Annotated in this window: 22 protein-coding genes; 9 read left to right on the plus strand and 13 right to left on the minus strand. The window is 69.0% G+C overall.

Features of this window, described 5'->3' with window-relative positions:
* Positions 1-68: 68 nt before the first annotated feature.
* Genes AC5P8F_RS15500 through AC5P8F_RS15525 form a run of 6 tightly spaced genes read left to right on the plus strand, consistent with a single transcriptional unit; the run spans position 69 to position 6,812 of the window.
* A complete protein-coding gene (locus tag AC5P8F_RS15500) occupies positions 69-758 on the plus strand; it encodes an RDD family protein (RefSeq protein ID WP_014648778.1) in 690 nt (229 codons plus the stop codon).
* The gene (locus tag AC5P8F_RS15505; protein ID WP_014648779.1) at positions 755-1,747 is read left to right on the plus strand and encodes a stage II sporulation protein M; all 993 of its coding nucleotides are present in this window, start codon (positions 755-757) and stop codon (positions 1,745-1,747) included. The genes AC5P8F_RS15500 and AC5P8F_RS15505 overlap by 4 nt, the downstream gene beginning before the upstream one ends.
* Positions 1,737-3,353, plus strand: coding sequence for a DUF4129 domain-containing protein (locus tag AC5P8F_RS15510; RefSeq protein ID WP_227864353.1), 1,617 nt, complete (start codon positions 1,737-1,739; stop codon positions 3,351-3,353). The genes AC5P8F_RS15505 and AC5P8F_RS15510 overlap by 11 nt, the downstream gene beginning before the upstream one ends.
* Entirely contained in the window at positions 3,350-4,534 is a 1,185-nt protein-coding gene (locus AC5P8F_RS15515; RefSeq protein WP_049442036.1) for a DUF4350 domain-containing protein, read from the plus strand. Before AC5P8F_RS15510 ends, AC5P8F_RS15515 begins: the two co-directional genes overlap by 4 nt.
* Complete coding sequence (locus AC5P8F_RS15520; RefSeq protein WP_014648782.1) at positions 4,531-5,517, plus strand: AAA family ATPase; 987 nt, start codon at positions 4,531-4,533, stop codon at positions 5,515-5,517. The genes AC5P8F_RS15515 and AC5P8F_RS15520 overlap by 4 nt, the downstream gene beginning before the upstream one ends.
* Positions 5,514-6,812 (plus strand): DUF58 domain-containing protein, encoded by a 1,299-nt coding sequence (locus tag AC5P8F_RS15525; protein WP_014648783.1) that lies wholly within the window; start codon positions 5,514-5,516, stop codon positions 6,810-6,812. The genes AC5P8F_RS15520 and AC5P8F_RS15525 overlap by 4 nt, the downstream gene beginning before the upstream one ends.
* A gap of 338 nt (positions 6,813-7,150) precedes the next feature.
* Here AC5P8F_RS15525 and AC5P8F_RS15530 read toward each other — a convergent pair whose 3' ends face one another.
* From AC5P8F_RS15530 to AC5P8F_RS15540, 3 genes are read right to left on the minus strand one after another with little or no spacing between them, the layout of a single operon-like run.
* Positions 7,151-7,810, minus strand: coding sequence for a hypothetical protein (locus AC5P8F_RS15530; protein ID WP_032957033.1), 660 nt, complete (start codon positions 7,808-7,810; stop codon positions 7,151-7,153).
* Entirely contained in the window at positions 7,810-8,988 is a 1,179-nt protein-coding gene (locus AC5P8F_RS15535) for a glutathionylspermidine synthase family protein (RefSeq protein ID WP_032957032.1), read from the minus strand. Before AC5P8F_RS15535 ends, AC5P8F_RS15530 begins: the two co-directional genes overlap by 1 nt.
* Before the next feature lie 7 nt (positions 8,989-8,995).
* The gene (locus tag AC5P8F_RS15540; RefSeq protein ID WP_495228521.1) at positions 8,996-9,568 is read right to left on the minus strand and encodes a DUF1190 domain-containing protein; all 573 of its coding nucleotides are present in this window, start codon (positions 9,566-9,568) and stop codon (positions 8,996-8,998) included.
* 409 nt (positions 9,569-9,977) lie between these two features.
* Between AC5P8F_RS15540 and ilvD the strand changes: the two genes are divergently transcribed.
* Entirely contained in the window at positions 9,978-11,816 is a 1,839-nt protein-coding gene (gene ilvD, locus AC5P8F_RS15545; RefSeq protein ID WP_032959069.1) for a dihydroxy-acid dehydratase, read from the plus strand.
* A gap of 105 nt (positions 11,817-11,921) precedes the next feature.
* On the opposite strand, the gene dinG is transcribed toward ilvD, so the two are convergent.
* From dinG to aroE, 3 genes are all read right to left on the minus strand, one after another.
* A complete protein-coding gene (dinG, locus tag AC5P8F_RS15550) occupies positions 11,922-14,024 on the minus strand; it encodes an ATP-dependent DNA helicase DinG (RefSeq protein ID WP_049442037.1) in 2,103 nt (700 codons plus the stop codon).
* A 167-nt stretch (positions 14,025-14,191) separates the two neighbouring features.
* Positions 14,192-14,545 carry a hypothetical protein gene (locus AC5P8F_RS15555; protein WP_014648789.1) on the minus strand — a complete coding sequence of 118 codons (354 nt, stop codon included), beginning with the start codon at positions 14,543-14,545 and terminating at the stop codon, positions 14,192-14,194.
* 3 nt (positions 14,546-14,548) lie between these two features.
* Entirely contained in the window at positions 14,549-15,394 is an 846-nt protein-coding gene (gene aroE / locus AC5P8F_RS15560; protein WP_032959067.1) for a shikimate dehydrogenase, read from the minus strand.
* Positions 15,395-15,442: 48 nt separating this feature from the next.
* Between aroE and AC5P8F_RS15565 the strand changes: the two genes are divergently transcribed.
* Positions 15,443-16,306 carry a TolB family protein gene (locus AC5P8F_RS15565; protein ID WP_014648791.1) on the plus strand — a complete coding sequence of 288 codons (864 nt, stop codon included), beginning with the start codon at positions 15,443-15,445 and terminating at the stop codon, positions 16,304-16,306.
* A 120-nt stretch (positions 16,307-16,426) separates the two neighbouring features.
* Here the strand turns inward: AC5P8F_RS15565 and AC5P8F_RS15570 are convergent, their stop codons facing one another.
* From AC5P8F_RS15570 to AC5P8F_RS15585, 4 genes are all read right to left on the minus strand, one after another.
* Positions 16,427-16,696 (minus strand): gas vesicle protein GvpG, encoded by a 270-nt coding sequence (locus AC5P8F_RS15570; protein ID WP_014648792.1) that lies wholly within the window; start codon positions 16,694-16,696, stop codon positions 16,427-16,429.
* A 32-nt stretch (positions 16,697-16,728) separates the two neighbouring features.
* A complete protein-coding gene (gene hemB / locus AC5P8F_RS15575; protein WP_014648793.1) occupies positions 16,729-17,718 on the minus strand; it encodes a porphobilinogen synthase in 990 nt (329 codons plus the stop codon).
* Positions 17,719-17,737: 19 nt separating this feature from the next.
* Complete coding sequence (locus AC5P8F_RS15580) at positions 17,738-18,655, minus strand: bestrophin family protein (protein ID WP_046433087.1); 918 nt, start codon at positions 18,653-18,655, stop codon at positions 17,738-17,740.
* A 123-nt stretch (positions 18,656-18,778) separates the two neighbouring features.
* Positions 18,779-19,027, minus strand: coding sequence for a hypothetical protein (locus AC5P8F_RS15585; RefSeq protein ID WP_005420185.1), 249 nt, complete (start codon positions 19,025-19,027; stop codon positions 18,779-18,781).
* A 186-nt stretch (positions 19,028-19,213) separates the two neighbouring features.
* On the opposite strand from AC5P8F_RS15585, the gene AC5P8F_RS15590 reads away from it, so the two are divergent.
* A complete protein-coding gene (locus tag AC5P8F_RS15590; protein WP_005420187.1) occupies positions 19,214-19,672 on the plus strand; it encodes a hypothetical protein in 459 nt (152 codons plus the stop codon).
* A 105-nt stretch (positions 19,673-19,777) separates the two neighbouring features.
* On the opposite strand, the gene AC5P8F_RS15595 is transcribed toward AC5P8F_RS15590, so the two are convergent.
* From AC5P8F_RS15595 to AC5P8F_RS15605, 3 genes are all read right to left on the minus strand, one after another.
* Positions 19,778-21,577 carry a DUF885 domain-containing protein gene (locus AC5P8F_RS15595; RefSeq protein ID WP_046433089.1) on the minus strand — a complete coding sequence of 600 codons (1,800 nt, stop codon included), beginning with the start codon at positions 21,575-21,577 and terminating at the stop codon, positions 19,778-19,780.
* 67 nt (positions 21,578-21,644) lie between these two features.
* The gene (locus AC5P8F_RS15600) at positions 21,645-22,160 is read right to left on the minus strand and encodes a cytochrome c oxidase assembly factor Coa1 family protein (protein WP_049442038.1); all 516 of its coding nucleotides are present in this window, start codon (positions 22,158-22,160) and stop codon (positions 21,645-21,647) included.
* 25 nt (positions 22,161-22,185) lie between these two features.
* Entirely contained in the window at positions 22,186-24,411 is a 2,226-nt protein-coding gene (locus AC5P8F_RS15605) for a S9 family peptidase (RefSeq protein ID WP_329768103.1), read from the minus strand.
* Positions 24,412-24,452 lie beyond the last annotated feature (41 nt).

Here is a 24,452-nt window from a genome sequence, read left to right on the forward strand (position 1 = left end):
GAGACCCCCATGCCTGTGGCTGCCTGCCGGAGAGGACTCCGCCGCCCACAACGAAGGCCATCGCACTGATGGCCGCACCGATGCTCGATACCTACCGCGAGGTGGTGACGCCGGAGGGTGTGCCGCTGCAGTTGCCGGCGGCCGGCCCGGTGCCCCGGGCGATGGCCTGGCTGATCGATCTGGGCGTGCGCATCGCGGTGCTGGTGCTGATGTCGATTCCGCTGGCACTGCTGGATTCGTTCGGCTCCGGGCTCGGCCTGGTGCTGATGTTCCTGGTCTACTGGGCCTACCCGATCGTCTGCGAAGCGCGGTGGGGCCGCACCCTGGGCAAGCGCGCACTGGGCCTGCACGTGCTCGCGCGCGATGGCGCGCCGGTGGGCTGGATGGCCGCCATCACCCGCAACCTGCTGCGCACCGTGGACATGCTGCCGTTCGGCTATGCACTGGGCCTGATCAGCAGCCTGTTCGATTCCCACGGCCGCCGCCTCGGCGACCTGGTGGCCGGTACCGTGGTGGTGCATGCACCGGTGCTGTACCTGCCGCCTCCGCCCACCATCGACAGCGTGCTGGCCCCGCCGCAGCCGCTGCGACCGGAAGAACAGGCGGCGCTGATGGCCTTTGCCGAGCGCGCGCCGCGGCTGTCGGCGGCACGCCAGCAGGAACTGGCCGGCATTGCCGAGCCACTGACCGGCACCCACGGCCAGGTCGGCGTGCTGCGCCTGTATGCCATGGCCAACTGGCTGCTGGGGCGGCGATGAAGCAGGAACAGTTCGTCGCCCGCTACCAGCAGGAATGGCAGGACCTGGAACACTGGCTGCTGCTGCGCGCCGGTGCTTCGCGCCGCACGCGGCGCAAGGCCAGCGCGCTCGCGCTCGACGATACCGCCTTCCCGCAGCGCTACCGGCGCCTGTGCCAGCAGCTGGCGCTGGCCCGCGAGCGCGGCTACAGCCCGCAGCTGGTGCAGCGCCTGCAGCAGTTGATGCAGCAGGGCCACAGCGTGCTGTACCGCACGCCGCCGACGCGCTGGCGCGGTGCGCTGGAATTCCTGGTGGCCGACTTCCCGTTGCTGGTGCGCAGCCAGGCGCGCAGCATGTGGGTGGCGCTGGCGATGTTCGCGCTGCCGGCGCTGGCCTGCTTCGTGCTGGTGCAGGTCTATCCGGACCTGATCCACATGGTGATGGACAACCGCCAGATCGCCGAGATGGAGCGCATGTACGATCCGGCCGCCGAGCGCCTGGGACGCGACAGCGGCACCGACTGGATGATGTTCGGCCACTACATCCTCAACAACATCAGCATCGCCCTGCGTACCTTCGCCAGCGGCCTGCTGGCCGGCCTGGGCACGCTGCTGGTGCTGCTGTTCAACGGCGTGATCATCGGTTCGGTGGCGGGCCACCTGCAGCACATCGGCCATGGTGATCCGTTCTGGCGCTTCGTCGCAGGCCATGGTGCCTTCGAGCTGACCGCGATCGTGATCGCCGGCGGTGCCGGTCTGCAGCTGGGCATGAAACTGCTGGCACCCGGCCGGCGCAGCCGCCTGGATGCACTGGTCGAGGGCGGCCGCATCGGTGCGCGCCTGTGCCTGGGCGTGGCGTTCATGCTGCTGGTGGCCGCGTTCATCGAAGCCTTCTGGTCGTCGATTGCCGACGTGCCGGCGTGGGGCAAGTTCAGCGTGGCCGGCATGCTGTGGGCCGGCGTGCTGCTGTGGCTGTGGCGCGGCGGACGCGGAGGCGGCCATGCGCATTGATCACCTGGACGTGGTGCTGCGCGCGCGCAGCGGCTGGGAAGCAATGGAGCTGGGCAGCGCCCTGTCGCGCCGCCACGCACGCGCGGTATGGGGCAGCTGGCTGCTGGCCAGTGCGCCGCTGTTCGTGGTCTTCAACGCGCTGGGCTGGTGGCTGGATGCATTCGGCTGGGCGTGGCTGGCGATGTGGTGGTGCAAGCCGCTGTTCGAACGGGCGCCGCTGTACGTGCTGTCGCGTGGCATCTTCGGCGAGCCGGTCGGTACGCTGGCGGCCCTGCGCGCGCAACGCAGCTGGGGCAATGCAGGTTTCTGGGGCTACCTGGGCTGGCGCCGTTTCAGCGTGCTGCGCAGCCTGTGCCTGCCGGTGAACCTGCTGGAGGGCAATGCGCCGGCCCAGCGCGGTGCACGCCGCCGCGCTGTGGCCGCTGGTGCGGCGGGTGCCGCCGCCGTGCTGACCGTGGGCTGCATGGCGTTTGAAGCGGTGCTGGTGTCCGGTGCGATCGGCGCGGTGTTCATGTTCATGCCGCTGGAGCTGATGTCCGAATCATGGCGTGCCGCGTGGGACATGATCGGCCAGGACACACCCGCCTGGGCGCGGGCCGGCTTCAACCTGGCGTGCTGGCTGGCCTCGGTGCTGATCGGTCCGTTCTACGTCGGCGCCGGCTTCGGCCTGTACTTGAACCGGCGCACGCAGATGGAAGCGTGGGACGTGGAGATCGCCCTGCGCCGCCTGCGCGAGCGGCTGCTGCCGGCGGCATCCACGCTGGCCCTGCTGCTGTGCCTTGCCCTGCCGCTGGCCTACGCGCCAGTGCATGCGCAGGACGCGCAGACGGCCGCAGAACAGGCAGACGATGCCGGAGAGGACGAGGACAGCGCGGAGGAACCGGCCACTGCGGCGAACGATCCGGCCAATGCACCGGCCATGATCTTCGGTGCAGCGCCAGTGGACACCGCCGGCTTCCGCCAGGCGGTGAACCGCGCCTATGAAGATCCGCTGCAGCGCCCGACCCGCCAGGTCACGCGCTGGAAGCCGATCGAGCAGGCCGAGGAAAAAAAGAAGGAAGACAAGCAGCTGCAGCGTGACACCAACAGCAAGGGTGAACGCAAAACGCGCAAGGACGGCATCGCCTGGCTGGCACGCCTGGCCGAGTGGGGCCTGTGGGGCCTGCTGGGCGTCCTGCTGCTGGTGCTGCTGCTGACCGCACGGCTGTGGCTGCCGTGGCTGCGCGGCAGTGGCCGGCGCAAGGCCGAGGCCACACCGCAGGTAGTGGAAGAACCGGTGGAACTGCCGGTCGTGCTGCCGCCGGACGTGGCCACCCAGGCCGGCCTGCTGTGGGACCAGGGGCGGCCGCGGCAGGCGCTGGCCCTGCTGTACCGCGCCAGCGTGCGCACGGTGGGCGAGCGCAGCGGCATCGCGCTTCCGCCCGGTGCCACCGAAGCGCAATGCCTGCGCGCGTCGCGGCGCATGCCCGATGCCACCGACCGTGACCTGTTCGCGCGCATCGTGCGCATGTGGCAGTACGCCGCCTACGGTGGCCGCCTGCCCAGCCGCGCCGATTTCGATGCATTGGCCGATACCCTGCGCCGGCAGTACAGGTGGCTGGCATGAGTCCGCGCCTGTTCTGGTCGCTGCTGCTGGGTGGGCTGGTGCTGTTCGGCGTGCCGCTGACGATCCTCTACCTGCGCACGCACGAACGCGTGACCGAGACCGTGCAACTGCCGCCGCAGGGCGAAGCTGGCTACAACCCGCTGTACGTGCTGGGCCAGGCCCTGCGTGCCGATGGCATCGAGGTGCACTCGCGGCCGCGGCTGGACCTGCAGCAGATGGCGCTGGGCCCGCACGATACGGTGGTGCTGCTGCAGGACAGCAGCGAACTGCCGGCACCGGCGGCCAGGGCCCTGCTGGCCTGGGTTGATGGTGGTGGCCATCTGCTGGTGCGTACGCCGCCGCCCGCCGAGGACGACGCCAGCAGCACGCAGGGGCCCCTGCTGGACCAGCTGGGCGTGGACAGCCTGTATCAGCAGAGCGACTGCCAGCCATTCCACGTCATCGATGATCCCAGCCACGTCGAGTTCTGCGGTGGCCGTCGCTTCACGCTGGGCTTTGCCGCCAATGCGCGGGCCGAACGGCGCTGGGGCAACGAGCACAGCCTGGTGTTCGCACGCCTGCACCATGGCCAGGGCAAGGTGAGCGTGCTGGCCGACATGGAATTCATGCGCGGCGAGGTGGATTCGCCGGCGGCACGCCTGGCGTCGGCCGCAGGCAAGGCCAGTGATGGCCTGCACGATCTCTCGCACCGCGACCTGACCCGTTATCTGCTCGACCCGAATTACGGCAAGGGTGCGTTCTGGCTGGTCTATGCCAGCCGCCCGCCGTCACTGTGGGCGCGCCTGTTCTACCAGGGCTGGCCGCTGTGGGCGCCGCTGCTGCTGGCCCTGCTGGGCTGGTTGTGGGGCCGCTCGCAGCGCTTCGGCAGCCTGCTGCCGTCGCCGGTGCTGGAACGCCGCTCGCTGCTGGAGCACGTGCGTGCCAGTGGCGAGCTGCTGCTGCGCTTCGGCCACGGCACGCGCCTGTACGACGCCGTGTTCGCCCTGTTCCTGCATCGCCTGCGCCTGCGCGCACCGGTAGCCGCTGCACTGGACGGTGCGCCGCGCGATCAGGCCATCGCCGAACTGCTGAAATGGCCGCAAGGCCGTGTTGCCAGCGCGCTCACGCCCCCGCCACCGCACGATTCCTCCGCCCTGCGCGAGCGCATCCGCTTGCTGCTCCAGATGAGATCCCTGCTATGACCGAAGTCCCCGAGCTGCCGGCGGCCGCCAACGCCCGCCTGATCGAACGCGTCGATGCCATCCGCACCGCCGTTGGACACGCCTTCATCGGCCAGGCCGATGTACTGGACCAGATCCTGGTGGCGCTGCTGGCCGGTGGCCACGTGCTGATCGAAGGCGTGCCCGGTCTGGGCAAGACCCTGCTGGTGCGTGCACTGGCACAGGCCCTGGAGCTGGACTACGGGCGCGTGCAGTTCACCCCCGACCTGATGCCCAGCGACGTCAGTGGCCACGCGGTGTACGACCCGAAGAGCGAGAGCTTCAAGATCCGTCGCGGCCCGGTGTTCACCAACCTGCTGCTGGCCGACGAGATCAACCGTGCCCCGGCCAAGACCCAGTCGGCCCTGCTGGAAGTGATGCAGGAAGGCCAGGTGACCATCGAAGGCAAGGCCTTCACCCTGGCGCCGCCGTTCATGGCGCTGGCCACGCAGAACCCGCTGGAACAGGAAGGCACCTACCCGTTGCCGGAAGCACAGCTGGACCGCTTCCTGCTGAAGGTGCTGATCGACTACCCGCAGCTGGAGGACGAGAAGCGCATGGTGACCGCGATCACCAGTGGCCGTGCCGCCAGCGATTTCGACCTGAGCCAGGTGCCGCGTGTATTGGGGGCCGGCGAGCTGCTGGAACTGCAGCGCGCGACCGCGGCGATCACCGTCGATGACGAAGTGATCGACTACGCGGTGCGGATTGTGGCGGCCACGAGGCAGTGGCCGGGCATCGCGGTCGGCGCTGGCCCGCGCGGCAGCATCGCGCTGGTGCGTGCCTCGCGCGCTCAGGCGGTGCTGGCCGGCCGTGACTTCGTCACGCCGGACGACGTGCGCGACATTGCGCGCCCGGCGCTGCGCCACCGCATTGCACTGGCCCCGGAGCTGCAGATCGAAGGCCAGGACGCCGACGACGTGCTGGGCGCGCTGCTGGCCAAGGTGGAAGCACCGCGCCGATGAGACCGGCCCCGCTGCTGCTGGCGCTGCTGCTGGCCTGGGCTGCCCTGGGCGGCCTGGTGCTGGGCGGGTGGCTGCCGCGCTGGAGCTGGGCGCTGGCAGCCGTCGTCATCGCGCTGCCCGCCTTGTGGGATCTGTGGCGGCAGTCGCGGCGTCCGTCGCCGCAGGTACAGCGCGAACTGCCCGAAGCGCTGGCGCTGGGCGTGCGCCGCGAGGCGGCGCTGCGCCTGCAGGCCGAGCAATCGATGACGGTGCAGGTGTTCGACCTGGTGCCCGGCGGCTGGCCGCTGGAAGCGCTGCCGCAGCGCGTGCGCCTGCAGGCCGGTACGGCGTCCACCCTGCACTACCACCTGCAGCCGCTGCAGCGTGGGCACTTCCGCTTCGAGGGGGTGCACCTGCGCATGCGTTCGCCGTGGCGCCTGTGGTGGCAGCAACGCACGCTGCCGCCGGCGCTGGAGGTGCGGGTCTATCCGAACTTCGTGCCGCTCACCCGCTTCGCATTGTTCAGTGCCGACCAGGCCTCGCGGCTGGTTGGTGCGCACGTGAAGCGCCGCCGTGGCGAAGGCACCGATTTCCACCAGATGCGCGAGTACCGCATCGGCGACAGCCTGCGCCAGCTCGACTGGAAGGCCACCGCGCGTGCGCGCAAGCTGATCTCGCGCGAATACCAGGACGAGAAGAACCAGCAGCTGCTGCTGATGCTGGACAGTGGCCGGCGCATGCTGGCCAGCGAAGGCGGGCTCTCGCACTTCGACCATGCCTTGAATGCCTCGCTGGTGGTGGCTTACCTGGCGCTGCGCCAGGGCGACGCTGCCGGCCTGTACGCTGCCGGTGGCGAACGCCGCTGGGTGGCACCGCAGCGCGGCATGGGTACGGTCGAGCACCTGCTGCGCGCCAGCTACGACCTGCAGCCACGCGCGGTGGCCACCGATTACCTGGCCGCCGCCACCGAGGTGTCGCTGCGCCAGCGCCGGCGTGCGCTGGTGATGCTGGTCAGCAACGTGCGTGATGAGGACATCGAAGACCTGCTGGCGGCAGTGCGCCTGCTGCAGCGGCGCCACCTGGTGTGCGTGGCCAGCCTGCGCGAACGCGAGCTGGACGGCGCACTGGAGGGCGAGGTGCAGACACTGGAAGACGCCACCCAGGCCGGTGCCGCCGCGCTGTACCTGCAGCAACGCGCGAAGGCGCATGAGGCCCTGCGCAGCGAAAAGGTGATGGTGCTGGACGTGACCGCCGATGCCCTGCCCGGCGCGCTGGTGGAACGCTATCTGGCGGTGAAGCGCGAAGGGCTGCTCTGATACCCGCGATCGCTCTGGTAGGTGCCAACCTTGGTTGGCACGGAATCCACAGCGCCGACCAGGGTCGGCATCTACCAAAACCGGTTGCCGGCCAGCGGCCGGCGCTACCCCCTGCAACAACCGCCGCATCGCCCTGGTAGGTGCCAACCTTGGTTGGCCCGCCCACAGCGCCGACCAAGGACGGCATCTCCCAACGGCGGTTACCGGCCAGCGGCCGGCACTACCCCTGCGGCAACCGATGCATCGCCCTGGTAGGTGCCAACCTTGGTTGGCACGAAATCCACAGCGCCGACCGAGGTCGGCATCTACCAAAACCGGTTGCCGGCCAGCGGCCGGCACTACCCCTGAAGCAACCGACGTTGCAACCGCTCCACCGCACGCTGCAGCAGCACCCGGTTGCGGCCCAGCTTCATCCACTGCGGCAGGCGCGAGAACATCGAACCGTTGGTAACGCCCGCGCGCTCGCGCAGAGGCGCGGCAGCGTAGTCGTGCAGTGCCTGCAGATGGGCTTCGTTGTAGGCCCACAGCACGCCGGCCGCAGTCTTTTCGACCAGCCGCAGCGGCAAGCCAAAATGCGGATCGATCGCCTCATTGCCACGCCATCGCGACAACGTGACCTCCACCTCGCTGCTGCGTCCGCACTGACTGCAGTCCGCCGCCAGCGTCCGCAACGGCGACACTGCACGCGCACGGTGCAGCTCGGCGCGGACCCATTTGTGCCCGCAGTATCCGCAGGGACGATAGCCGCTGTAGCGCACGGGCCCGACCCAGTCGCCCGCGGCACAGCAACCGCAGCCGCATCCACTGTCGAGGGCTGCGCTGCAGCCCAGGCAGCGGAAACGTCGCGATTCCGGCGTCCGCACCACCCAGCCGGGCGTATCGCAGCGGTGGCAGCGCACCGCGATGCGGTCCGAATAGCGCCACAGGGCGTGGCCGTCATCCAGATGCCGGCCCGGCAGCGGCGCAGGCCGCAGGTCGCGATTGCGCCGCACCGTCATCAGACGTAGATCCGCGTCGGCGCCTCGTCGACGATCGCGTGCGGCACGAAGCGCGCACTGTCGCGGGTGATCGCGCTGTCATCCTCGCGGATGCCGATGCCGCAGGCATGGTCACCGATCACCCAGCTGCCGATCAGCGGATAGCCGCCTTCGAAGCGGGTGAGAGGATGCGCACGCTGGATGATCGCCGGGCCGTCGTAGGGACCGTCGCTGCGTTGGGTGCTGCCATCGGCCAGGTGCATCTCGATGTTGGCGCCTTCGCGCGAGAACAGCGGTTTGCGTACCCAGCCCGACGCCAGCGTGCTGCCGTCATCGAAATGCGCTTCCAGCAGGTTCGGATGGCCCACGTTGCGCTGCCACAGCAGCGGCAGGATGCCCTTGTTGCTCAGCACCGCCTTCCAGGCCGGTTCCAGCAGCTGCACGCCCGAACCGGGCAGCGCGCGGCCGAATTCCTCGGCCATCAGGTCTTCCAGCGGATACAGCTTGAACAGCGTGCCGATCACCGAATCGTCCAGCGCGGTGAAGCGTCCGTCCTCGGACAGGCCAATGTCCTCGATGGCGATGGCCTGGCCATGCAGGCCGGCCTGCGACGCACAGTCGCGCAGGTACTCGACCGTGCCGCGGTCTTCCTCCGAACTGCCGACCGCGCTGAAGTACAGCGGCGGCGGCAGCTGTGTGGCGAGGTCGCCGAAACGCTCGACCAGCGCTTCGTGGATGGCGTTGAACTGGTCGGCATGCTGCGGCAGGCGGCCGGCATTGCGCTGGTCTTCCAGCCACTGCCACTGGAAGAAGCTGGCTTCGAACAGCGAGGTCGGCGTGTCGTAGTTCAATTCGTACAGCTTGGCCGGGCCGGTACCGTCGTAGGCCAGGTCCAGGCGGCCATAGAGGTGCGGCTGGCGCTGGCGCCAGCTGTCGGCGATCCAGTCGCGGTAGTGCGACGGAATCGCCAGCTGGTCCATCAAGCGTTCGCTGCCGATGACATCACCGACCAGATCCAGCGCCATCTGGTGCAGCTCGGCGCTGGGGTCTTCGATGTCCTGTTCGATCTGGCGCAGGGTGAAGGCGTAATACGCGCGTTCATCCCAGTACGGCTGGCCGTCGATGGTGTGGAAGCGGAAACCCGCCTCTTCCGCGCGCGCCCGCCACTGGGCACGCTCGGCAATCCGGATGCGCTGCATGGGTTGATCAGCCGCCGTAGCTGCCGCTGGTGCTGCGGCGTGCGCTGGTGTTGCCGAAGCCACCACGGCTGGCAGTGACCGCACGGTTCGGCTCGCTGGTGACCGGGGCCAGGCCGGCCTTGCCAGCACCGATGCCGCTGGCGGTGTTCAGGCCACCGGTGCCGCCCGGTGCCGGGCGCGCCCAACCCGCATTCTTGTCCTGGTAAGCCGGTGCCGACGCCGGCGCCTGCGGGGCGAGGCCGCCGCGGTTGCTCAGCATCTGCGACATGAAGAAGCCCATCATCATCGGGCCGATGAACGAGGTACCGGCCGAGGTGTGCTGCTGCACGCACTGTTCCGGCTTGTAGTCCTTCTCGCAGGCTTCCTTGCTGGCGTACTTCGGCGCCGCATCGGCGGCCTGCTTCTGCGCTTCAGCGAACGCATTGCGGCACGACGACGGATCGCCGGTGTCCTCGGTGCAGGCCTCCACCGAGGTATACAGGCCTTCCTGCACCTTCACCTCCGGCTCCTTCTGGCAGGCGGTGAACAGCAGCGGCGCGGCGCTCATCAGCAGCAGCGCGGTGGTGCGGGAACGTTTCATGGCCTCATGCCCTGTCGACGGATCAATGCCCCAATGATGCCAAATCCGGGCCAGCAACCGGAATCGGCAAAGTGCGAAAGATGAACGGACTTTCATTTTCGTCGGCATTGGGGTCAGAGCCCATCGCGCCGCGATGGGATCCGACCCCAGGCGACGCACCGCTCTGGTAGGTGCCAACCTTGGTTGGCACACATCCCGCGGCGCCCGGTCATGCCCGGCGCGCGCAGCCAAGTCTCCGGCAAGAAGCCCCCTTGTTGTTCAAGGGGGGCGCGCCGAAGGCGCGGGGATAAGGGGAAATGCGCGGACCGCCAAGCCGCTGCAAGCGGTGAAGGTGGTTGCAGCAGCAACCGAAAAAATTGGCCATGATCGGCTGACCCCCACGTCGTACGGCCCGCCCGTTCCGCCCGCCATGCCCGAATACCGTTCCCGCACCTCCACCGCCGGTCGCAACATGGCCGGCGCCCGCGCCCTTTGGCGCGCCACCGGCATGAAGGACGGCGACTTCCACAAGCCGATCATCGCCATCGCCAACTCCTTCACCCAGTTCGTGCCCGGCCACGTGCACCTGAAGGATCTCGGCCAGCTGGTCGCGCGCGAGATCGAACAGGTCGGCGGCGTCGCCAAGGAATTCAACACCATCGCCGTGGACGACGGCATCGCGATGGGCCACGACGGCATGCTGTATTCGCTGCCCAGCCGCGAGATCATCGCCGACGCCGTGGAGTACATGGTCAACGCGCACTGCGCCGACGCGCTGGTGTGCATCAGCAACTGCGACAAGATCACCCCCGGCATGCTGATGGCCGCGCTGCGCCTGAACATCCCGGTGGTGTTCGTCTCCGGCGGGCCGATGGAAGCGGGCAAGACCAGGCTGTCCGAGCACAAGCTGGACCTGGTCGATGCGATGGTGGTGGCCGCCGATGACAGCGCCTCCGACGAGAAAGTCGCAGCGTTCGAGCGCAGCGCCTGCCCCACCTGCGGTTCCTGCTCGGGCATGTTCACCGCCAACTCGATGAACTGCCTGACCGAGGCGCTGGGCCTGTCGCTGCCCGGCAACGGCACCACGCTGGCCACCCACGCCGACCGTGAGGCGCTGTTCCGCCGCGCCGGCCGCCTGATCGTCGAACTCTGCCATCGCTGGTATGGCGGCGAAGACCCCAGCGCACTGCCGCGCGGCATCGCCACCCAGGCCGCGTTCGCCAATGCGATGACCCTGGACATCGCCATGGGCGGCTCCACCAATACCATCCTGCATCTGCTGGCCGCAGCACAGGAGGCGGAGGTCGACTTCGACCTGACCCACATCGACGCGCTGTCGCGGCGCGTGCCGCAGCTGTGCAAGGTGGCGCCGAACACGCCGAAGTACCACATCGAGGATGTGCACCGCGCCGGCGGCGTGTTCGGCATCCTCGGTGAGCTGGACCGCGCCGGCCTGCTCGATACCACGGTGCCGACCGTGCACAGCGCCAGCCTGGCCGACGCGCTGGAACGCTGGGACGTGGTGCGCAGTGACAACGACACCCTGCATGCCTTCTTCAAGGCCGGCCCGGCCGGCATCCCCACCCAGGAGGCCTTCAGCCAGGCCACGCGCTGGCCGACCCTGGACATGGACCGCGCCGAGGGCTGCATCCGCTCGCTGCAGCATGCGTACTCACTGGAAGGCGGCCTCGCCGTGCTGCGTGGCAATCTGGCCGTGGATGGCTGCGTGGTGAAAACCGCCGGCGTGGACGAATCGATCCACGTGTTCGAAGGCCCCGCGCGTGTCTATGAAAGCCAGGACGCGGCCGTCGCCGGCATCCTCGCCGACGAGGTGCAACCGGGTGAGGTAGTGGTGATCCGCTACGAAGGGCCGAAGGGCGGCCCCGGCATGCAGGAAATGCTCTACCCGACCAGCTACCTGAAGTCGAAGGGACTGGGCAAGCAGTGCGCGCTGCTCACCGATGGCCGTTTCTCCGGCGGCACCTCGGGCCTGTCGATCGGCCACGTCTCGCCGGAAGCCGCCAGCGGCGGTGTCATCGGTCTGGTGGAGAACGGCGACCGCATCCGCATCGACATCCCGGCCCGCCGCATCGACCTGCTGCTGGATGAGGCCACGCTGGCCCAGCGCCGCGCCGACGCCGACGCGCGTGGCTGGAAACCGCGCGCGCCACGCCCGCGCAAGGTCACCAGCGCGTTGAAGGCCTACGCCCTGCTGGCCACCAGCGCCGACAAGGGCGCCGTACGCAACACCGCCCTGCTCGGCGATTGATGCCGATCCGGTAGTGCCGGCCGCTGGCCGCCATCTGGGAAAAGGGGACGGAGGGGATTAAGTCGTTTGTGCCTCAAACGACTTAATCCCCTCCGTCCCCTTTTTTCAGCCGATCACGCGCTTGAACGGGGGCAGCGCGTCGATGATGCGCTTGCCGTAGCGGCGGGTCAGCAGCCGCGAATCAAGAATGACCACGCGGCCGGTGTCGGTGGAGGTGCGGATCAGGCGGCCGGCGAACTGGGTCAGCGTGCGCAGCGCATGCGGAATGGCGATCAGGTTGAACGCGTTGAGCCCGCGTCCCTCGAACCACTCGCTGAGGGTGGCGGTCTGCGGGTCGGTCGGCACGGCGAACGGCACCTGGGTGATCACCACCGTGGTGCAGGCCTCGCCGGGCAGGTCGAGGCCCTCGCCGAACGAGTTCAGGCCGAACAGCACCGAGCCCTCGCCTGCCTCGACACGCCGCAGGTGTTCCTCGATCAGCCGGGTCTTGGACATCTCGCCCTGCACCAGCACCTGCTTGCGGCGCGCGGCCGGCATCAGCCCGGCCACCTTCTCCATCTTCCAGCGCGAGGTGAACAGCACCATCGAGCCCTTGGCCCAGTCCAGTTCGGTGTCCAGGTAGCGCGCCACTTCGCGCGGGTGGCCTTCGCGGTCGTCCGGCGTGACCGGGAACTTCGGCACGATCAGTTCGGCCTGGTTGGGCAGGTCGAACGGCGACGACAGCGAGACCATCTCGGCCTCTTCCGGAATGCCGTTGTCGATCGCCAGCGCCTGGAAGTCGCCACCGCCGGTCAGCGTCGCCGAGGTCATCACCACCGAGTCCACTTCATCCCACAGCAGCTTGCGCAGCACGTGCGCGGCCGACACCGGCGAACCGTGCAGCACCAGGTCGCCATCGCGGGTGGCAGTCACCCAGCGCGCCATCGGCGGCGCGCCGTCCTTGTCTTCGCGGCGCCACGCCTGCCACAGGTTGTACTGCTGCTCGATCATCTCCAGCGCCATGCCCAGGTTGCGCTGCAGGCGCTCGCGCGCGGCATCGTCCGGCTTGCCCTTGGCCACCTGCGTGGTGGCCGCATGCGCCCAGTTGTAGAGGCTGCGGGTATCGTCGGCCAGTGCCTCGATCGGCTCGCGCCAGGCCTCGGGCAGGCGTCCATTGGCCGCGCGCCACATCGGCTCTTCGTCCGCCGGCGCCGGCATCCACACCCGCTCGATGTGATCACGAAACGCGCGCAGCTGCTTGGCCACGTTGCTGGCGACTTCGATCGCTTCGTTGGGCAGCAGGTTGCCCAGCCGGTCCTTGTCGACCGCGCGGTAGGCACCGGCGATCAGGATCTGCAGGCGGCCGGTGCGCTTGGCCATCTCGTCCAGCGCGAGGCTGGCCGCGCCCTGGTCGATCGCCACGTTGCCGATGTGATGGCCTTCGTCCAGCACCAGCAGCATGTCCGAGGGTGGCGCGATCAACGGCTGGCCGTTGTCGCTGTCACCGATCGACAGCGCCGACAGCAGCAGCGCGTGGTTGGTGACCACGATCTGTGCGTCGCGCACCGTATTGCGCGAGCGCAGCACCGCGCACTGCGCCGAATAGGCGCAGCGTCGCCCGGCACAACCCGAGGCCGGCGTGGTGATGCGGCTGCGCAGGCCGGGACTGATGGTCTCCGGCGCATTGTCGATATCGCCATCCCAGCTGCCGCTGGTGAAGGCGTCGGTCAGGCGTTTGGCGATGTCCATCTCGATCGGCGCCAGCGGCCGGTCGAACAGTGGCGCGTCATCGTCGAACATGCCGCCCTGCGAGCCCTCGCCCTGCGCCTCGGCGGCATTGCGCGTGCACAGGTAGCGGGTGCGTCCCTTGGCCAGCGCCACGGTCGCTTCCAGGCCGGTGGCCTTCAGGAAATTCGGGATATCGCGCTCGACCAGCTGCGACTGCAGCGCCACGGTGCCGGTGCTGATCACCAGCTTCTTCTTGGTGGCCAGCGCGATCGGCACGCCTGCGGTGAGGTAGCCCAGGCTCTTGCCGACGCCGGTCGGCGCCTCGACCACGCCAACGCCACCGCTTTTCGACAGCGCGCGCGACACCACGCCGATCATCTGGCTCTGCGAGCGACGGGTGGAGAAGCCGGGGGTGTTGGCCTGCAGCGTCGTGTACGCCTTGCGGATCGCGTCCTTCAAGGTGTCATCGAGCGTGCGCGGAGCGGCGACGGTTTCGGTCACGCCGGGAACTACCGTAGCTGGATCAGGCCGGTCATTGTCGCATGGCCGGCCGCGTTCACTGTTGCTGGCACCCTGAACGAGCCAGCGACGACGCCCGCCGGCGCGCACGGTCCGAAGCCCGCGCCGCACAGGGGCGAAACACGCCGGGCGTGGCCCGGCGCCAGCGCTCAGGCGACCGGGGCGGGACGGCTACGCAGCAGGCGCACCAGCGCCCACACCAGCAGCACCACGCCGATGGCCTCGACCATCGCCAGCGCGAAGTGCACCACGCCGAAGATGGCGCTCATGCCCGAGATGGCGCTGAAGTTGCCGCTGCTGACCAGCCACATCGGCAGCATGCCCGCCGCCAGGCCACCCAGGCTGGACAGCAGCAACAGCAGCAGGCCGACCAGCGCGCCGGTGCGGGTGGCATCGCGCGGCGCACCGACCACCCAGACCAGGCCGACGCACAGCGCGATCAGCACAGGCAGGCGCACGCCGACCATGCTCAGCACGGTCACCATCAGGGTTGTGCTGTCCATCGGTCAGTCCTCGCCGGCCAGCACGGCCGAGCCCTGGCGCAGCGACTGGTAGACCTCGCCGGTCTGCGGGCGCACGCCGTGCCACTGCAGGAAGCTCTCGGCGGCCTGCTCGACCAGCATGCCCAGGCCGTCGACGGTATTGCGGCACTGCGCCGCACGGGCCCAGGCCAGGAAGGCGATGGCCGCCTCGCCGTAGTTCAGGTCGACAGCAGTGGTCATCGAATTGACCAGCGACAGCGGCAGCTTGAACTCGACGTCGCGGTCGCGGCCAGCCGAGGTGGCATTGACGATCAGTTCGAAGTCGCCGAGGTCGCGCAGGTCTTCCCAGTAGCGGCTGATCGCACGGCCGGGCTCGCCCATCGCGTCGATCAGTTCGTCGGCGCGCTCCGGCGTGCGGTTGACCACCACCAGTTCGGTGATGCCGGCATCGAGCAGCGCCGGGGCGACGCTGCGCGCCGAGCCACCGGCGCCGATCATCAGCACGCGGCGACCGCGCAGGTCCAGGCCGTGGCGGTCGGTCAGGTCGCGCACCAGGCCGATGCCATCGGTGGTGTCGCCGTGCCAGCGGTCGCCCTTGCGCAGCAGTGTGTTGACCGAGCCGGCGCGGCGCGCGCGCGCGGTCAGCGTGGTGCACACCGAGAACGCGGCTTCCTTGTGCGGCAGGGTGACGTTGGCGCCGACACCGCCCTCGGCGGCGAAGGCCTCCAGTCCGGCCAGGAACGCATCCGGGGCCAGGTCGATCGCGCGGTAGTCGATGGCGATGCCTTCCTGGCGACCGAACGTCGCGTGGATCTGCGGCGACTTCGAGTGGGCAACGGGGTGTCCGAAGACGGCGTAACGGTCGGTCATGGAATCCTCAAGCTGGCTAGACTGATGCTCTTTCGTGCACGGAACCGGATGATGCGCATCACCCCGCCCCTGCTGGTGCTCGCCGCCAGTCTACTCTCTGCCCCCGTGGCGATGGCGTTGAACGAGTACGGCATCGAAGGCATGGGCGTGGTCTCGACCCGCGCCGACGAGGGTCGCGCCACGATCAGCGCCGATGGCCAGCGCATCGTCTTCGCCCGCCGCGGCGAGGCCGGCTGGGGCCTGTGGGAGGCGCGCGTGGTGGACGGTCGCTGGCAGCAGGCACAGGTACTGCCGGTAGGTGTGGCCGGTGAAGCCCGCGATCCCTACTTCAGCCGTGACGGCCGCTGGCTGCTGTTCGCGGCCGGCCGCGAGGGCGCGCTGGCGCTGTACCGCGCCGCGTTGGCCGCCGACGGCCGGCTGGGCCCGGCGCAGCCGCTGGCCGGTGACGGCGGGCGCCGGGAAGAGCGCGGGCCGGCCCTGAGCGCGGACGGCAAGCAGCTGTTGTTTGCCCGCCAGCAGGGCCGTGGCGCCGGCTGGGACCTGTTCGTGGCGACGCTGGATGCGCAGGGCCTGCGCGGCCCGGCCAGCGCACTGAGCGCGTTGAACAGCGCCGACGACGAGACCGACGGCGACTGGCTGGGCCAGGACGGCGCCGTGGTGTTCAGCCGCGGCAATGGCAGTACCGCGCAGGTCTGGAGCAGCGGCTGTGCGTGGAGCGGTGTAGCGCTGCAGCCGCTGGGGCTGTCGTTCAACCAGGCCGGCGGCTGGACCGGTGCGCCGGTGGTCGACAACGCCAAGCCGGGCGAGATGATGGTGGCCAGCAGTGCAGCGAAGGCGCCGCGTGCCGGTGGCGTGGACGTGTACCGGTTGGCGGTGCCGAAGGTGGCGGCGGTGGCCGGGTGCGCGCGGTAGATCCACGCCATGCGTGGATGGCCGTTTGGGAGATGCCAACCTTGGTTGGCATACGTGAAAGCGCCAACCAAGGTTGGCGACTACCAGTAGATCCACGCCATGCGTGGATGAAACGCCCTGTCAGCGCGACAACACCTTGGCGCGCAACTGCTCGTACTCCATCTCGCTCAGCTGGCCGTTGTCCTTGCGCTGGTTCAACGCGGCCAGCTCGGCCTGCACGGTCTCCGGCAGCGCCTGCTCACGGGCCACGTGGCGGGCAGCGGAGAGCTGTTCCGGCGGGCGCTTGCCGGCCCGCCAGGCGGCGATGAAGACAGCGACGATGATGGCGCCGAACACCAGCGTACCGGTGCCCCAGATCAGCCATTGCACCCATCCCAGTTCGGGTCCCATCGCGCAGTCCTCCGTCTATCGTGGCGCTATTGTCAGCGCTCGCGCAGCCATCGCGCCACCTGCGGCGCGAAATAGGTCAGCACACCATCGGCGCCGGCCCGCTTGAAACCCAGCAGCGACTCCAGCACGCAGGCGCGTTCGTCCAGCCAGCCGTTGGCGAAGGCGGCCTTCATCATCGCGTACTCGCCACTCACCTGATAGGCGAAGGTCGGCACACCGAATGTCTCCTTCACCCGGCGCACCAGGTCCAGGTACGGCATGCCCGGCTTGACCATCACCATGTCGGCGCCCTCTTCCAGGTCCAGCGCGATCTCGCGCAAGGCCTCGTCGCCGTTGGCCGGGTCCATCTGGTAGGTCTTCTTGTCGGCCTTGCCGAGGCTGGCCGCGCTGCCCACCGCATCACGGAACGGGCCGTAGAACGCCGAGGCGTACTTGGCCGAGTAGGCCATGATGCGCACGTTGATGTGGTTGTCGGCATCCAGCGCACGGCGGATCGCGCCGATGCGGCCGTCCATCATGTCCGACGGCGAGACGATGTCCACACCGGCCTCGGCGTGCGACAGCGACTGCTTGACCAGCGCTTCGACAGTGATGTCGTTGAGCACGTATCCCTTGTCGTCGATGATGCCGTCCTGGCCGTGGGTGGTGTACGGGTCCAGCGCCACGTCGGTCATCACTCCCAGTTCCGGGAAGCGCGACTTCAGCGCGCGGATCGCACGCTGCGCCAGGCCGTCCTCGGCCCACGCCGCCGACGCGTCCAGCGACTTCAGCGACGGGTCGATCACCGGGAACAGGTCGATCACTGGAATGCCCAGTTCCAGCGCTTCTTCGGCCACCTTCAGCAGCTCTTCGATCGACAGCCGCTCCACGCCCGGCATCGACGGCACTGCGGTGCGGCCCGCACGTTCGTGCACGAACACCGGGTAGATCAGGTCGTCGGTGGTCAGCGTGTTCTCGCGCATCAGGCGGCGCGAGAACTCGTCGTGGCGCATGCGGCGCGGGCGGTAAAGCGGGTGGGACATGGCAGGCTCCGAGGAGTGGCTATTGCAACAGGTAGCCCTGCGGCAGCAGGGGTTCGGGCAACGGGCGTTCGCCGAGCGCGTCGAGCTGGTCGATCTCGATCGTGCGCACCAGCGCGTCCAGCGGCAGGTCGTTCGGCTCCAGGCCGAACGGGTCTTCCATTTCTTCGCCCAGCTGGTCCAGGCCGAAGAAGGCGTAGGCCAGCACCGCCGACAGCACCGGCGTGCCCCAGCCCAGCGAGCTGGCCAGGCCGAACGGCAGCAGCACGCAGAACATCCATGCGCAGCGATGCAGCAGCAGGGTGTAGGCGAACGGCAGCGGCGTGGTGAGGATGCGCTCGCAGCCGGCCTGGATCGACGACATCGCGTGCAGGCGCTCTTCCAGCTGGGTGTAGAGGATCGGGTCGAGTTCGCCGGCGCGCAGGGCGTTGGCCAGCTCGGCAGCGATCATCGACAGCAATGCGTCGGGCACGTTCTCGCGCTGGCCCAGCTGCTCGCGCTGCGGCTTGTCCAGCCACGGCAACGCCGCCAGGGCCACGATGCGCCCGCGCAGGCGCGCGGCCAGCGCATGGGCAAAAGCCGTAGTGAGGTAGGCGATGCGGCGGCGGCGGCCGGCGTCATCGGCCAGCAGCAGGTTCACCTGGCGGGCCAGCGAACGCGATTCGTAGACCAGCTGGCCCCACAGCTTGCGGCCTTCCCACCAGCGGTCGTAGCAGGCGCTGTTGCGGAAACTGAGGAAGATCGACAGGACCAGGCCGAGCAGGGTGAACGGCGTGACGGAAACGCGCTCGATGCCGGTCGGCGGCGCCAGCTCCACCACCGCGGCGACCGCGATGGACAGGATCAGGATGGCCAGCACCTTCGGCGCGATCGCTTTTACGATCGAGCCGCGCAGGATGTACAGCAGTTGCCAGCCGTGGGGACGGGGTCGGATGATCATGGGGCAGCCGCGCCGGGCGCGGATTCACAGGCACGCGGGGGGCTCGCGCAGCCGTTCATTGTACGCCCCTGCCCGGCCCGCGGCCGTGTACCTGCGACGCCCTGTCGCACCCGGCGATGCGGCTCAGATCACGCCGCCACCCAGGCCCAGGCGCAGGATGCCGACCACCACCACGATGCCGTTCAGCACCAGCCCAGCCCAGGCCCGGCCGCGCTTGGTCGGGTGGGTGAACAGGATGCCCAGCGCGGCGATCACCGCGCCCACGGCGGCGAACGGGATCAGGAACCAGTTGCCCCAGCCCAGCAGCGGAATCAGCGCCAGGATCATCCACAACAGCGCCAGTACGCCCCACAACAGACTGATCACGCCCATTCCACTCTCCCGCAGTTGGTTCCTGTCTGTGCACCATAGTCGTTCCCGCCGTCGCCGCCTACTGCCGTTGGCGGGGCTGTCACCAGCAGCGTGCTAGCGTGCCGCCGTGCCTGCTCTGGGCCGGGTGTTGGCGCCGATTCAGAGTGGCCCGCCGATGATCGCAACCAGTCCTACAGGGGTCGTGCCATGAACATCCGTTGGGCCGCGTTGGCGGCCATCCTGCTGGTCGCCGCTGGCTGTGCCAGCACCTCCAAGGTCATGCTGGGGCGCGCCCGCGCGCCGATCGATCCGGCACTGGTGCAGATCTATTCGACGCCGCCGGCCGGCTCCCAGGAAATCGCCCAGCTAGAATCGGCGTCTGCCGTGGGCTTCGGCACGCAGGGCCAGACCGATGCAGCGGTGGCGCGCCTGAAGCGCGAGGCCGCAGCGCTGGGCGCCAATGGCGTGGTGCTGATGGGCGTGGGCAGCAGCGGCTCACCGGTGGGCATGTCGGTGGGTGCCGGCACGTTCGGCTCGCATGTCGGCGGTGGCGTCGGCATCGGTATTCCGACCACGCAGAAGCGCGCCGCCGGCGTGGCGATCTGGGTGCCGAACCCGGAACCCCCGGCACGACTGCCGACGCAGGTGATCACCCCGCAGCGGTGACGCGGCAGCATCACCGCAGGTAGTGCCGGCCGCTGGCCGGCAACCTCAGGAATCCTCCCGACGTCAGGGGAATGCCGGCCAGCGGCCGGCACTACCGGGGGGTGTTCAGCGCTTGTACTTCGGCACGAACACCTTGTTCACCGCGTCGGCCAGCTGGTCCGGCGGCAGCAGGCCCTGGTCGAGCAGGAAGTTGTTGAACGCCAGGCGGTCGAACTTCGCACCCAGTGCCAGCTCGGTCTGCATGCGCAGTTCCAGGATACGGGTGTAGCCGTAGAAGTAGCTGCCGGCCTGGCCCGGCATGCGCACCATGTAGCGGTCCAGTTCCTGGGTGGCCATCGCCTTGGACAGGCCGACCTGCTCCATCAGCACGCGCTCGCCGTTGGCGCGGTCGGTCAGGCCGAGGTTGAGCATCGGGTCGAGCATCGCGCGTGCGGCGCGCAGCAGGCGGAACTGCAGGGCGATCATCTGCCCGTCCAGCGGCTCGTACGGCACCATCTCGGCCTCGGCATACAGCGCCCAGCCTTCCACGTTCACCGAATTGAACGCGAACATGGTGCGTGCCAGCGACACGCCGCGCTCGACCATCGCGGTGAACTGCAGTTCGTGACCCGGGCGACCTTCATGCGCGCTCAGCGTCCACGCCGCCGCACCGAAGTTGAAGTCGTCGTACTGTGCGCCCGGGCCCGCGGCCGGGTTGCCCAGCGGCAGCACGAAGGTGCCCTGCTGCCCGGTGTTGTTGACCAGCGGCGCAGGCAGGAAATGCGGGGCCGGGCTGGCCGCGCTCTCGGCGGCCGAACCCAGGCGCATCTGCATGGCGCGCTTGGGCACGTCGACGATGGCGTGCTCGCGGATCAGCGGATCGATCGCGTCGATCACCTTGCGGTAGTGGCCTTCCAGATGGTCGTCGGCGATCTTGTCGGCCTTCAGCGCGCGGATCACCGCCACCGGGTCGCTCGGGTCGGCCACCTTCAGGCCCTTCTCCTTCACCACCAGCGGCGCCAGCTGCTGCATCGCCGAGCGGGTTTCCATGAACTCCAGCTGCGCACGCTGCATCAGCAGCTTCGGGTCGATGTCGATGCCGACCTGCTTGAGCTGGTAGGCGTACAGCGGCGCCGGCAGCCGTGCGTCGGTGCGCGCCTTCGGCAGCACGGTCGAGCGCGTCCAGCTGGCGTAGTCCTTCATCTGCCCGGCCAGGGCCTTCATCGCTTCATCGGCGCCGGCGATCTGGTACTTCTTCAGCAGCGACTCGATGCCGCTGATGTAGGTCTCGACGTTGTCCAGCGACTGCTGCACTTCGATCTTCGTCGGCTGCAACAGGCTGCTGTCCTTCAAGCGCTCTTCGTAGCGCTGGCGGGCCAGCGTGGTGAACGCGGTGCCGCCCGGCTGCAGGCCGGCGTAAGCCTTGAGGCGGTCGATCGCCTTGGCCCGGCGCTCGGCCGGCACCTGGTCGGACAGCAGCAGGTTGAGGCCGCTGAACACCGTCTGCGGCGCGTCACTCCACGGCAGCAGGTACTTCTCGTTGAGCTCACTGCCTTCGATGTTCTGGTTGGCGGCGTGGATCATGATCTCCAGGTCCTGGCGGACGTTGGGATCCTGCTCGGTGGCCAGCTTCGCCTTCAGTTCGTCGCGGGCCTTGGCCATCGCGGCGCGGTAGCGCTTGCCGTTGTCCGCGCCGAGGTCGGCCACCTTGTCGTCGTAGCCGGGCACGCCGAAGAAGCCGGTTTCTTCCGGCTGGAACGGGCCCTGCGCATCGAGCAGGATCTGCGCCAGTGCGTTGCTGCGGGCGACCCAGGCCGGGCTGGCCGGTGTGGCGGCCTTGGCGGCGGGTGCCGCCAGCGCCGGCGGTGCGGACAGCAGCGGGGCGGCGGTCAGGGCCAGGGCAACGGCCAACGCGATCGGCTTCATGGTGCACTCCAGGACAGGGTTGCCCGCACCCTACGCGCTCAGCGCGGTGGCGACAATCGGCCGGAGGTCACAACGCTGCGGTCAGCGGGCATTCGCCGCGTTCGCGGCAGGCCTGCAGTTCGCATTCCTGCGCGGCCTCATCGTCATCCAGCGCAGTCAGGTCGAAGGTCTGCTTGTTCTCGCCCAGCACGTACATCACCGGGTAGTCCCACACGTCGTCACTGCGGGTGCCCTTCACGAACAACCGGCCGTGTGCGCGGGGGCCTTCCAGGGCCACGGTCAGGCCGACATCGCGCTGGCCGTTGAGCGCGGTCTGCATGCTGCCCAGCGGCATCGATTCGGCACGCAGCGGCTCGCCGAAGGCTTCCACCAGTTCGATGCTGCAGCCGGCGCGACGCATCGCCTCGCGCATCGGTGGGCTCTCGCGTGCCGCCTCACTCCAGCGCAGCACGCTCCAGGCCACCGTGCCACCGGCCCCGGCCAGCACCAGCAGCACGGCCACGGGCATCGCCCAGCGCCAGTGGCGGGACCACCAGCCGGCGGGCTTCGGGCCGTGGGTGGGAATCGGCGGCGGCAGTGTCATCGGCGGGCTCCTTCCCGTCTGTGTTTCAAGGCTTCAGGCAGCGCCCCAGGAAGGCTTCGGCCACACGGTAGCGATGCAGGGCATCGGCGCCGGACAGGCCATGCTTGGCACCCGGGTAGGTCATCAGCTCGAACGGCTGACCGCGCTTCTGCAGCGCGCTCATCAAGCTGGTCGAATTGGTGAACAGCACGTTGTCGTCCGCCATGCCGTGGATCAGCAGCAACGGCGAGCGCAGCCCATCGATGTGGGTCAGCACGCGCGCTTCACGGTAACCGGCGTCGTTGCGCGCCGGCAGGTCCATGTAGCGCTCGGTGTAATGGCTGTCGTACAGGCCCCAGTCGGTGACCGGGGCACCGGCCACGCCGCAGGCGTACTGGTTCGACGCCTTGGCCAGCAGCATCAGGGTCATGTAACCGCCGTTGGACCAGCCCTGCACGCCGATGCGCGCCGGGTCCACCCACGGCTGCTGCTTGAGCCAGGCCACGCCGTGCAGCTGGTCGGTCACTTCCACCGTGCCCTGCTTCCCGTACAGCGCACCACCGAAGTCGCGGCCACGGCGCGGGGTGCCGCGGTTGTCCAGCGAGAACACGACGTAGCCCTGCTGGGCCAGGTACTGGTTGAACAGATGGTCGCCACGGCCGGGCCAGCTGTCGGTGACGGTCTGGCTGGCCGGGCCGCCATAGACATACACCGCCACCGGGTAGCGCCTGGACGGATCGAAGCCGGCCGGCTTGATCAGGCTGTAGTGCAGTGGCGTCTTGCCGTCGGCGGCGGTGAGCGTGCCGAACTCGACCGGGCGCTGCGCGTCGCGGTAGCGCGCATACGGGTGCTTGGGATCGGCCAGGTTGTTTTCCACCAGTGTGGCGATCTTCTCGCCGTTGGCGCGGAACAGCTCGATCTGCGGCGGCGTGGTGCTGTTGGACCAGCTGTCGACATAGACGCTGGCATTGCGGGCGAACGTGGCGCTGTGCATGCCCGGCGCCTTCGACAGGCGCTGCGGCTCGCCGCCCTGCAGCGATACCGCGTAGATCTGGCTTTCGCGCGGGCTTTCGATGCCGGCGCGGAAGTAGGCCTTGCCGGCCGTCTCATCCACCGCCAGCAGCTCGTCCACCGGCCAGTTGCCGTGGGTCAGCGCGGTGGTCTTGCCGTTGCTGTCGATGCGGTACAGGTGCTGGAAGCCGGTGCGCTCGGACGACCACAGCACGCTGCCGTCTTCAAGGAAGCGCAGGCTGTTGTGCAGCGGTACCCAGGTCGGGCTGGTCTCGTGGGCGAGTACGCGCTGGCGGTTGGAGTCGAGTGCCACTTCCACCAGGTCCAGCTGCTTCTGGTCGCGCGACTGGCGCTGGAAGCTCAGGTGCTGCGCATCGCGCCAATCGACGCGGGCCAGGTAGATGTCCTGTTCCTTGCCCAGGTCGATCCAGCGCGGCTGCGCCTCGGCGGCCGGTGCGATCACGCCCAGCTGCACGCGCACGTTGGCGTCACCGGCGGCCGGGTAACGCTGTTCGATCACATCGGTGCGGTCGGCGTAGACCTCGTAGCGCTTCTGCACCGGCACCGGTGCCTCGTCGATGCGCGCGAACGCGATGGCCGAATCGTCCGGTGCCCACCAGTAACCGGTGTGGCGGTCCATCTCTTCATCGGCGACGAACTCGGCCACGCCGTTGCCGATGGTGGTGCTGCCGTCGCGGGTCAGCTGCAGCTGCTTTCCACTGGCCAGGTCGATCACCCACAGGTTGCGGCCGCGGATGAAGCTGACGAAGCCGCCCTTGGGCGACAGCTTGGCGTCGGTGGCGAAGCCCTCACCGTGGGTCAGCTGGCGCACGGCCGCCGCCCCCTGCTGCTTGAGGTCGTACAGGTACAGCTCGCCGCCCAACGGGAACAGCAGGCGCTGTGCGTCCGGCGACCACTGGTAATCGACGATGCCGGTCATCGCGGCGATGCGCTGGCGCTCGCGGCGCGCCTTTTCCTCATCGCTGAGGGTCTCGGTGCCGGGCAGCACCACCTTGGAATCAACCAGCAACCGGGTCTGGCCACTGCCGATGTCGTAGGTCCACAGATCCAGCTGGTTGCGATCGCTGTCCTTGCCGCGCAGGAAACTGACCTGCGAACCGTCCGGCGCCACCTTGGGCTTCATCAGGGTCGGGCCGGACAGCGGCAGCGGGCCGGTGATGGCCTCCAGGGTCAGCTTTTCGGCGTGGGCGGCGGTACTGGTGGCGAGCATGAGGGCAAGCGAAGCGAACAGGTGGCGCATGGAGGATCCCGGCAAACGGCAGGTCCGCCCGGCGGCGGGCG

Source organism: Stenotrophomonas sp. YJH_SMC_69 (genome assembly GCF_059370495.1).

Bases quoted from the DNA above. Each gene is read 5' to 3' on its own strand.
- aroE (WP_032959067.1), bottom strand. From the start codon at position 15,394: ATGACCGACCGTTACGCCGTCTTCGGACACCCCGTTGCCCACTCGAAG.
- AC5P8F_RS15520 (WP_014648782.1), top strand. From the start codon at position 4,531: ATGACCGAAGTCCCCGAGCTGCCGGCGGCCGCCAACGCCCGCCTGATC.
- AC5P8F_RS15530 (WP_032957033.1), bottom strand. From the start codon at position 7,810: ATGACGGTGCGGCGCAATCGCGACCTGCGGCCTGCGCCGCTGCCGGGC.
- AC5P8F_RS15565 (WP_014648791.1), top strand. From the start codon at position 15,443: ATGATGCGCATCACCCCGCCCCTGCTGGTGCTCGCCGCCAGTCTACTC.
- AC5P8F_RS15605 (WP_329768103.1), bottom strand. From the start codon at position 24,411: ATGCGCCACCTGTTCGCTTCGCTTGCCCTCATGCTCGCCACCAGTACC.
- AC5P8F_RS15555 (WP_014648789.1), bottom strand. From the start codon at position 14,545: ATGGACAGCACAACCCTGATGGTGACCGTGCTGAGCATGGTCGGCGTG.
- AC5P8F_RS15570 (WP_014648792.1), bottom strand. From the start codon at position 16,696: ATGGGACCCGAACTGGGATGGGTGCAATGGCTGATCTGGGGCACCGGT.
- AC5P8F_RS15510 (WP_227864353.1), top strand. From the start codon at position 1,737: ATGCGCATTGATCACCTGGACGTGGTGCTGCGCGCGCGCAGCGGCTGG.
- AC5P8F_RS15500 (WP_014648778.1), top strand. From the start codon at position 69: ATGGCCGCACCGATGCTCGATACCTACCGCGAGGTGGTGACGCCGGAG.
- AC5P8F_RS15600 (WP_049442038.1), bottom strand. From the start codon at position 22,160: ATGACACTGCCGCCGCCGATTCCCACCCACGGCCCGAAGCCCGCCGGC.
- AC5P8F_RS15580 (WP_046433087.1), bottom strand. From the start codon at position 18,655: ATGATCATCCGACCCCGTCCCCACGGCTGGCAACTGCTGTACATCCTG.
- AC5P8F_RS15585 (WP_005420185.1), bottom strand. From the start codon at position 19,027: ATGGGCGTGATCAGTCTGTTGTGGGGCGTACTGGCGCTGTTGTGGATG.
- AC5P8F_RS15525 (WP_014648783.1), top strand. From the start codon at position 5,514: ATGAGACCGGCCCCGCTGCTGCTGGCGCTGCTGCTGGCCTGGGCTGCC.
- AC5P8F_RS15515 (WP_049442036.1), top strand. From the start codon at position 3,350: ATGAGTCCGCGCCTGTTCTGGTCGCTGCTGCTGGGTGGGCTGGTGCTG.
- hemB (WP_014648793.1), bottom strand. From the start codon at position 17,718: ATGTCCCACCCGCTTTACCGCCCGCGCCGCATGCGCCACGACGAGTTC.
- AC5P8F_RS15590 (WP_005420187.1), top strand. From the start codon at position 19,214: ATGAACATCCGTTGGGCCGCGTTGGCGGCCATCCTGCTGGTCGCCGCT.
- ilvD (WP_032959069.1), top strand. From the start codon at position 9,978: ATGCCCGAATACCGTTCCCGCACCTCCACCGCCGGTCGCAACATGGCC.
- AC5P8F_RS15505 (WP_014648779.1), top strand. From the start codon at position 755: ATGAAGCAGGAACAGTTCGTCGCCCGCTACCAGCAGGAATGGCAGGAC.
- AC5P8F_RS15535 (WP_032957032.1), bottom strand. From the start codon at position 8,988: ATGCAGCGCATCCGGATTGCCGAGCGTGCCCAGTGGCGGGCGCGCGCG.
- AC5P8F_RS15595 (WP_046433089.1), bottom strand. From the start codon at position 21,577: ATGAAGCCGATCGCGTTGGCCGTTGCCCTGGCCCTGACCGCCGCCCCG.
- AC5P8F_RS15540 (WP_495228521.1), bottom strand. From the start codon at position 9,568: ATGAAACGTTCCCGCACCACCGCGCTGCTGCTGATGAGCGCCGCGCCG.